Below are 8,201 nucleotides of genomic sequence, written 5' to 3' on the forward strand. Positions count from 1 at the left end.
TTGTCAAACTAAATGCAACAGGAATTGAGTTCGAAGTCCCATAATTCCTGGGCAGAATGGAAATTCAAAACTTTGCGAGGCCTGGCGTTAATTAACGCCAGGTTTCGTTTTAGCGTGGCGGGAGCGACTCTGGATAGATTCCTGCCTTTTGGATAGAATTCCCGGAGCAGGCCATTGAGATTCTCATTTGTACCTTTCTGCCAGGCACAATAGGGATCGGTAAAATAGACATCGCAGTGCAGCCGTTCCTCAATTCTGCGCCAGTTGGCAAATTCCGTGCCTCGATCACAAGTAATAGTCTTGACCAACTGTGGCGGGAAGGCGGAAAGCACAGAGACGATCGCGTTCTCCATGGTCTCCGCCCTTCGGTCCGGAATCTTAACTGCAATGTAAAAGCGCGTCTTGCGTTCCGCCAGGGTGGCGAAGCAGGCCTTACTCTTGCCCTGGCCGCTCACCACCGTATCCGCTTCCCAGTGCCCGGCTTCTTTCCGGCTGTACACGGATCTATCTCGTTTGCGGATCGACTTACCCTTACTGTATTTTCCACGAGTTTCCTTGCTTCCATGGCTTTTTCCCTTGCGCCGCAGCACTTTCAAGTTCCCGTTCACCAGGTATTTCTCATAGACCCAACGGTAGATCGTCCGCCAGCTGGGTATCTTCAGTTCGCACGGTGTGCAGGCGATCTGCTCCGGTGACCATGTTGCTTTCAATTTTTCATTGATGTAGTCAATCACTTCTTGTGCGTGAAACATTCCACGATGGCAGTAGGACCGCCGCAACAGATACTTCTTTTGAGCTGTGTGTGGATAGTAAGTGGGAATGTCATACATATGTGTACAGTTCCGTCGTATCTCCCGCGAAATCGTGCTCACGTTCCTTCCTACCAGCCGTGCGATCTCTCGGTAGCTCAGCCCATCCACATAATATTTCCGTATACAACTGCGTTCTTCTATGCTAAGATGATGGTAGTTCATATAGTCCCCTCCTGGTGTTTTGGTTGTGTGGTTACTCCATTCTACCACTGGGGGCCATATGAACTCTTTTTATTTCCCTAAATTGTTGCGCTTGATAGTATAATTCACCCCATGAACAAAAAAGGACCTGCCTTACGGCAGGTCCTTTTTGCAGGTTTATGCGAATTTCTCAATGTAGCCCATGACAAAGATGATCAGTACGATGATGGGCACCACCACGGTGAAATACATCCGCAGCTTTGCGGGGAAGCGCACGCCCTTGCCCTGGTCGGCCTCGGCCAGGAAGCCGTCGAAGCCCCAGGCAATCTTCTTGGACAGGCAGCAGAACAGCAGATAGATCACGGAACCCAGGGGCAGCAGGTTGTTGCTCACCAAGAAGTCCTCAAAGTCCATGACGCCCATGCCCAGGATCTTGATACCGCTCCAGATGTTGTTGCCCAGCAGGCAGGGCAGGCTGAGCAGGAAGATAAGCACCAGGTTGATGGCCACCGCCTTACCACGGGACACCCCCCACTTGTCCATCCAGCAGGCCAGGATGTTCTCAAACACGGCGGTGATGGTGGACAGGGCGGCAAAGAACAGGAACACGAAGAACAGCGCGCCCCACAGCCGTCCGCCGGGCATGGCGTTGAACACATTGGGCAGGGTGATGAAGATCAGGTTGGAACCGGCGTCGGGATTGACGCCGAAGGCGAAGGCAGAGGGGAAGATGATCAGGCCGGACACAAAGGCCACGCAGGTATCCAGGATGCCCACGCTGATGGTCTCGCCGAAGAGGCGGCGGTCTTTGCCGATGTAGCTGCCGAAGATGGCCATGGCGCCGATGCCCAGGCTCAGGGTAAAGAAGGCCTGTCCCATGGCGGCGTAGATGGCCTCGCCCAGCCGGAAGTTGCCGTTGGCATCGTACATCAGGTTGTCGAAATTAGGCACCAGATAGAACTCCAGGCCCTTGATGGCCCCGGGCAGGGTGATGGCCCGGATGGCCAGGATCACCAGCAGGCACAGCAGGCAGAGCATCATAAACTTGTTGGCCTTCTCCACGCCGTTGCGCAGGCCACGGCTGCAGATTACCATACCCAGCACCACCACAATGGCCATAAAAAGCAGCTGCATACCGGGCTGAGCTACCATGGTGCCAAAACTCTGCTCCACACCGGCCTTGTCCAGTCCCTCAAATTGACCGGCAGCGATCTTGAAGAAATACATCAGCAGCCAGCCGGCAATGGTGGTATAGAACATCATCAGCAGGTAGTTGCCCGCCATACCAAACCAGCCGTACCAGTGCCACTTGGCGCCCTTGGGCTCCAGTTCCTGGAAGGACACAATGATGCTTTTCCGGCTGGCCCGGCCCACAGCAAACTCCATCGCCATGATGGGCAGACCCATGGCCACCAGAAATACCAGATAGATCAGCACAAAGGCCGCGCCGCCGTACTGTCCCACGATGTAGGGAAAGCGCCAGACATTGCCCAGGCCGATGGCGCACCCGGCAGAGATGAGCACAAAGCCCAGCCGGGATGCAAAGGTCTCTCTCTCTTTCACGATTTTTCCTCCTTGGCTTGGCTGCCTGACGGCGGCCTTCTGAGCCGATTCCGTTCAATATCCGGCCTCGGCCCCGCTGTTTCCCCGGGAGGAAAGATCCTCCACAAAGAGAATTCCCGCGGCCCTCACCGCGGGAAACAAACTACTTTGCCGCCTAAACAGCAGTTTTTTGTCTTTTTTCCTCTCGAACGTCTGCCCAAGCGGAGCGCAAAGCAGTTGATTCAACAGACAATATCATAGCCGATTTTACCGGCTCTGTCAATGCAAAGCGTTACATTGATCTGCATCATTATCCATTTTTCTTACAGCCAGTCCTCCACCACATCCCGCAGCGTCACCGGCGACACCTGATTGCGCCGGACCAGCTCGGCCAACTCATCAATACGCCCGACGCTCACCGTGATATTGGGCACCGCCTGACTGTCCCCATCCGGGCCGGTCACCTTGATGCCGTAGCTCTCGCAGCACAGCCCTCCTACTGCCATCTCATCCACCAGGATGGCATAGCGGTAACCGCAGTCCTCCGGACTCTCCAGCAGCAGCTCTCGCATGGCGTTCTCCCCCTTTGTACGATTCTATGACTCAATTATACATCTTTACCATAAATTGTAAAGTTTTACCGTTCGTATTCTTTCGTCATAAATCGCCATAGAGGATTAGGTTTCCTTCCGCTCCGCCCAGGTATAGAGGAGCACCGCTCCCAGGATAATTCCTGCGCCCAGCAGCTGCATAGGGGCTGGGATCTCTCCAAACAGGGGGACGGCCAGCGCCCCGGAGAACACCGGCTCGCACAGCTTAGCTGCCGACACATAAGCAGGGGACAGATATTTCAGGCACCAGCTGAACAGGCTGTGTCCCATCAGGGTACACAGCACTGCCAGGCCTAGACCGATGAGCCACTCCCGGCCGCCGTAGCCCGCCAGGGGCGTGCCGCTGGCCAGCGCCATAACCAGCAGGGTCAGGAAGCAGGCCAGGTAGGTCAGAAAGGTATAAATGGTGGTGGAGAGGTATCCTCTCTGTATTCTTCCAATCAAAGTATACAGAGCGACAAAGACTGCCGCCGCCAGGGCCAGAATATTTCCGTACAATTCGCTCCCTTGGGCGCCGCCGGCCAGGGCCAGCACGGCGCTGCCCTCAAAGGCCAGCACAATGGCCGCCACTCCCAAAGGCGGAATCTTTCCTTTTAAAAAAAGGGCAAAGCCCAGGGCGGTGAAGATGACCTCGGTACTCACCAACACGGTGGATACCGCCACGCCGGTCCATTTCAGAGACTCGAACCAGGTCAGAAAGTGGAGGGCCAGACAGATCCCGCTGAGGGTGCACAGCAGCAAATCCCTCCGCCGGACCTGCAGCAGCTCCCCCCGAAATTTGGTGAGCACAGCCGGCAGCAGCAGGAGAACCGTCCATCCCAGGCGGTAGACTGCGGTGATCACTGAGGGGGCCTGGGAATAGCGCACCAGAATGGCCGATATGGAGATACCCAGTACGCCCAGCAACAATACGCCGTTGGGATGACGCTCCAGCATGGTATTTTCCCCCTCTCTACGGTGTTTTAGTATACGCCCTTTCCCTTCTCCGCGCAATCGGTGCCCTGCATAAAAAAACACCGGCCAGTGATACTGGCCGGTGCTTGGAAGAAAGGCAATATTTACTTGGCAGCCTTGGCAGCCCGGATAGCCTCGATGAGCATGGGGGTGACCTTGTACAGGTCGCCGCAGATGCCGTAGGAAGCCACGTCGAAGATGGGGGCGGACTCGTTCTTGTTCACCGCAATGATGCACTCGGAGTCCTGCATACCAGCCAGGTGCTGGATAGCGCCGGAGATACCCAGGGCAACATAGATGCGGGGATGAACGGTCTTGCCGGTCTGGCCCACCTGATGGTCGGCAGTGATCCAGCCGGCATCCACGCAGGCACGGGAGGAACCCACGACGCCGCCCAGGACGCCAGCCAGCTCCTCGGCCAGCTTGATGCCGCCCTCCACGTCCTTGGAGATGCCGCGGCCCACGGAGACCACAACGTCGGCGCCGATCAGGTCGACCAGCTTCTTGGCAGCCTTCTTGACCTCCAGCACCTCAACATGGATGTCGGACTTGTCCAGCTTGACGTCCACGTTCTCGATGACGGTCTTGGCAGCGCCGGCCTCGTCGTAGGGCTGGGTCTGCATCACGCCGGGACGGACGGTGGACATCTGGGGACGGAAGCGGGGGCAGATGATGGTGGCCATCAGGTGACCGCCGAAGGCGGGACGGGTCATCTTCAGGTTGGTGTTCTCCTCGAACACGGTGTTGTCCACGTCAATGGTGGAGGTGGTCTTCAGGAACTCCTTGTACTTGGCCACGTCCACATCCAGGTGGGTGCAGTCGGCGGTCAGGCCGGTGTGCAGCCGGGCGGCGCAGCGGGGGCCCAGGTCACGGCCGATGTTGGTGGCGCCGATGAGGAAGATCTCGGGCTTCTTGTCCTCCACCAGGTCGCAGATGACCTTGGTGTAGGCGTCGGTGGTGTAAACGTCCAGCAGCTCGTGGTTGCAGTAGTACACCTTGTCGGCGCCGTAGCCGCCCAGAGCCTTCAGATAATCCTCCTTGATGTCCTTGCCCAGGACCACGCCGCAGAGCTCCACGCCCAGATCGTTGGCCAGCTTGCGGCCCTCAGAGAGGAGCTGGTAGCTGGTGGACATGATGACGCCCTCGCGCTGCTCACAGAAAACCCATACGCCCTTGAAGGCGGCGGTATCGCTACTATTGAAAGCCATTCTATTGCTCTCCTTTCAATCAAATGATGTGCTTGTCGTTGAGGATGGAGACCAGCTTGTCCACGGTCGCCTTGTCGGCGCCCTCCATCATCATACCGGCGCCCTTCACCGGGGGGGAGAAGGATTTGTACACATTCGTGGGAGAGCCCTTCAGACCAATGGTAGTGACATCAATCAGGGGATCGTCCTTCAGAGTCTCATAGTTGTAAACTTCCAGGGGCTTCTGGTAGCACTCCATGATGCCGCCGACGCTCATGTAACGGGCGTCGTTGAGCTCCTTCACGCAGGTCAGCAGGCAGGGGGTCTGGACCTTGATGGTCATGTAGCCGTCCTCCAGCAGACGCTTCACGGTGACAGTCTTGCCGTCCACGTTGATCTCGGCCACATAGGAGACCTGGGGCATACCCAGCTTCTCAGCGATCTGGGGACCGACCTGGGCGGTATCGCCGTCGATGGCCTGACGGCCGCAGAAGACGATGTCATCGTCGTCCACGCCGATCTTCTTGATGGCAGCAGCCAGGATCTGAGAAGTGGCGTAAGTATCGGAACCGCCGAACTCACGGGCGGAGACCAGAACGGCCTCGTCGCAGCCCATGGCCAGCAGCTCGCGGAGCATACCCTCGGCGGGCGGGGGGCCCATGGAGACCACCACGACCTTGCAGCCGGTGGCGTCCTTGATCCGCAGAGCGGCCTCGACAGCAGCCAGGTCGTCGTGGTTGGTGATGGTAGCCATGGCGGCACGGTCCATGGTGCCGTCTTCCTTCACCGCCACCACACCGGAGGTATCCGGGACCTGCTTGACACAAACGATTGCTTTCATATCGTAACTTCCCTCCAGTTCCTTTAGTTCACGCCCAGGTTGGCAGAAATGACCATGCGCTGGACCTCGCTGGTGCCCTCGTAGATCTCAGTGATCTTGGCGTCGCGCATCATGCGCTCCACGGGGTACTCACGGGTGTAGCCGTAGCCGCCGAACAGCTGCACGCAGCGGCGGGTCACGTCGCTGGCGGTCTCAGCGGCAACCAGCTTGGCCATGGCGGCGTCCATGGTGTAGGGCTCATGGTTCTGCTTCTTCATAGCGGCGGAGTAAACCAGCCACTTGGCAGCCTCAGTCTTGGCGTGCATATCAGCAAGCTGGAACTGAGTGTTCTGGAACTGGGAGATACGCTTACCGAACTGAACGCGCTCCTTGGTGTACTTGATGGTCTCCTCAATAGCGCCCTCAGCCAGGCCCAGCGCCTGGGAGGCGATGCCGATACGGCCGCCGTCCAGGGTCTTCATGGCGATGCCGAAGCCCTTCCCCTGCTTGCCCAGGAGACGGTCGGCGGGAATGGTGCAATCTTCCATAATCAGCTCGCAGGTGGAGGAGCCCTTGATGCCCATCTTCTTCTCGTGCTTGCCCACGGAGAAGCCGGGATCGGTGCGCTCCACGATGAAGGCGGAGATTTCCTTCTTCTTGCGGCCGCGCTTGTCAGTGGTGATGCCGGTGATGGCGAAAATCACGAACACGTTGGCGTAGCCGGCGTTGGTGATGAAGATCTTGGAGCCGTTGAGCACCCAGTTGCCGTTCTCGTCCTTCACGGCGGTGGTCTGCTGGCCCTGGGCGTCGGTGCCGGCGCCGGGCTCGGTCAGGCCGAAGGCGCCGATCCACTCGCCGGAGCACAGCTTGGGCAGATACTTCATCTTCTGCTCCTCGGTGCCGTTCTCATAGATGGGAGCGCAGCACAGAGAGGTGTGGGCGGAAATGATAACGCCGGTGGTACCACAGACCTTGCTCATCTCCTCGACGGCCATGACGTAGGACAGAACGTCCGCGCCGGCGCCGCCATACTCCTTGGGGAAATAGATGCCCATCATGCCCAGCTTGGCCATCTTCTTGACGGTCTCCTCGGGGAACGCCTCGTTCTCGTCCACCCACTCGGCCAGGGGCTTGACTTCGTTTTCGGCAAAGTCACGGTACATCTTACGGAGCATTTCCTGCTCTTTGGAAAGGTGCAGATCCATTTGTTGCCTTCCTCCTAGATATGTATTTCAAAACGGCGGGCGGGAGTGTTTTGGGCTCCCGCCCGTCGCTTCGTGCGTAATAAAACGCAGGGATATTACTTCTTGCTGTAATCGTAGAAGCCGATGCCGGTCTTGCGGCCCAGCTTGCCGGCCCGGACCATCTTCCGCAGCAGCAGGGAGGCACGATACTTGGGATCGTGGGTCTCGTTGTACAGGGTGTCCATGATGGCCAGGCACACGTCCAGGCCCACCAGATCGCCCAGAGCCAGGGGGCCCATGGGGTGGTTGGCGCCCAGCTTCATGGCGGTGTCAACGCCCTCAACGGAAGCAACACCGGTGTACACCAGATCGATGCCCTCGTTGATCATGGGGATCAGGATCTTGTTCACCACGAAGCCGGGGGCCTCGTTGACCTCGACGGGCTCCTTACCGATCTCAACGGACAGGTCGCGGATGGTGTTGAAGGTCTCGTCGGAGGTGTGAGCGCCCCGGATGACCTCAACCAGCTTCATGACGGTAGCGGGGTTAAAGAAGTGCATACCGATGAACTTGTCGGCGCGCTTGGTAGCAGCGGCGATCGCGGTGATGGAGATAGAAGAGGTGTTGGAGGCCAGAATGGTCTCGGGCTTGCAGATGCTGTCCAGCTCGGCAAAGATGCTCTTCTTGATGTCCAGGTTCTCGATAGCGGCCTCAACAACCAGGTCAGCATCGGCAGCAGCCTTCAGATCGGTGGTGAAGGTCATGTGAGCCAGGATGTCGGCCTTCTTGGCCTCATCCATCTTGCCCTTGGCCACCAGCTTGTCCAGGCTCTTGTTCAGACGGCCCTCGGAAGCCTTGATGATGTCGTCGTTGATGTCGCGGACGGTAACATCAAAATCCTTCTTGGCGAAGACCTGAGCGATGTCCAGGCCCATAGTGCCGCCGCCGAT

General features: G+C 58.0%; 8 protein-coding genes. All 8 read right to left on the reverse strand.

Annotated elements, in window-relative coordinates:
• Positions 1-8: 8 nt before the first annotated feature.
• Positions 9-974 carry an IS30 family transposase gene (locus B5G42_RS16855; protein WP_087272889.1) on the reverse strand — a complete coding sequence of 322 codons (966 nt, stop codon included), beginning with the start codon at positions 972-974 and terminating at the stop codon, positions 9-11.
• 156 nt (positions 975-1,130) lie between these two features.
• Positions 1,131-2,516 (reverse strand): sodium-dependent transporter, encoded by a 1,386-nt coding sequence (locus tag B5G42_RS16860; protein ID WP_087272892.1) that lies wholly within the window; start codon positions 2,514-2,516, stop codon positions 1,131-1,133.
• Positions 2,517-2,818: 302 nt separating this feature from the next.
• Positions 2,819-3,067, reverse strand: a complete 249-nt coding sequence (locus B5G42_RS16865; protein ID WP_087272894.1) for a DUF6514 family protein — start codon at positions 3,065-3,067, stop codon at positions 2,819-2,821.
• Positions 3,068-3,172: 105 nt separating this feature from the next.
• Positions 3,173-4,042, reverse strand: a complete 870-nt coding sequence (locus B5G42_RS16870; RefSeq protein WP_206406208.1) for a DMT family transporter — start codon at positions 4,040-4,042, stop codon at positions 3,173-3,175.
• 122 nt (positions 4,043-4,164) lie between these two features.
• The gene (gene acrA, locus B5G42_RS16875; protein ID WP_087272898.1) at positions 4,165-5,268 is read right to left on the reverse strand and encodes an acryloyl-CoA reductase electron transfer subunit beta; all 1,104 of its coding nucleotides are present in this window, start codon (positions 5,266-5,268) and stop codon (positions 4,165-4,167) included.
• 19 nt (positions 5,269-5,287) lie between these two features.
• Positions 5,288-6,088: an acryloyl-CoA reductase electron transfer subunit gamma gene (gene acrB / locus B5G42_RS16880; RefSeq protein WP_087272901.1), complete on the reverse strand. Its 801-nt coding sequence runs from the start codon at positions 6,086-6,088 to the stop codon at positions 5,288-5,290.
• A 23-nt stretch (positions 6,089-6,111) separates the two neighbouring features.
• Positions 6,112-7,272 carry an acyl-CoA dehydrogenase gene (locus B5G42_RS16885; protein ID WP_087272904.1) on the reverse strand — a complete coding sequence of 387 codons (1,161 nt, stop codon included), beginning with the start codon at positions 7,270-7,272 and terminating at the stop codon, positions 6,112-6,114.
• A gap of 95 nt (positions 7,273-7,367) precedes the next feature.
• Positions 7,368-8,201: 3-hydroxybutyryl-CoA dehydrogenase (locus B5G42_RS16890; RefSeq protein WP_087272908.1), on the reverse strand; the 834-nt coding region annotated here is incomplete at its 5' end.

The sequence above is a fragment of the Flavonifractor sp. An91 genome (genome assembly GCF_002159225.1).
Lineage (GTDB): Bacteria > Bacillota > Clostridia > Oscillospirales > Oscillospiraceae > Flavonifractor > Flavonifractor avicola.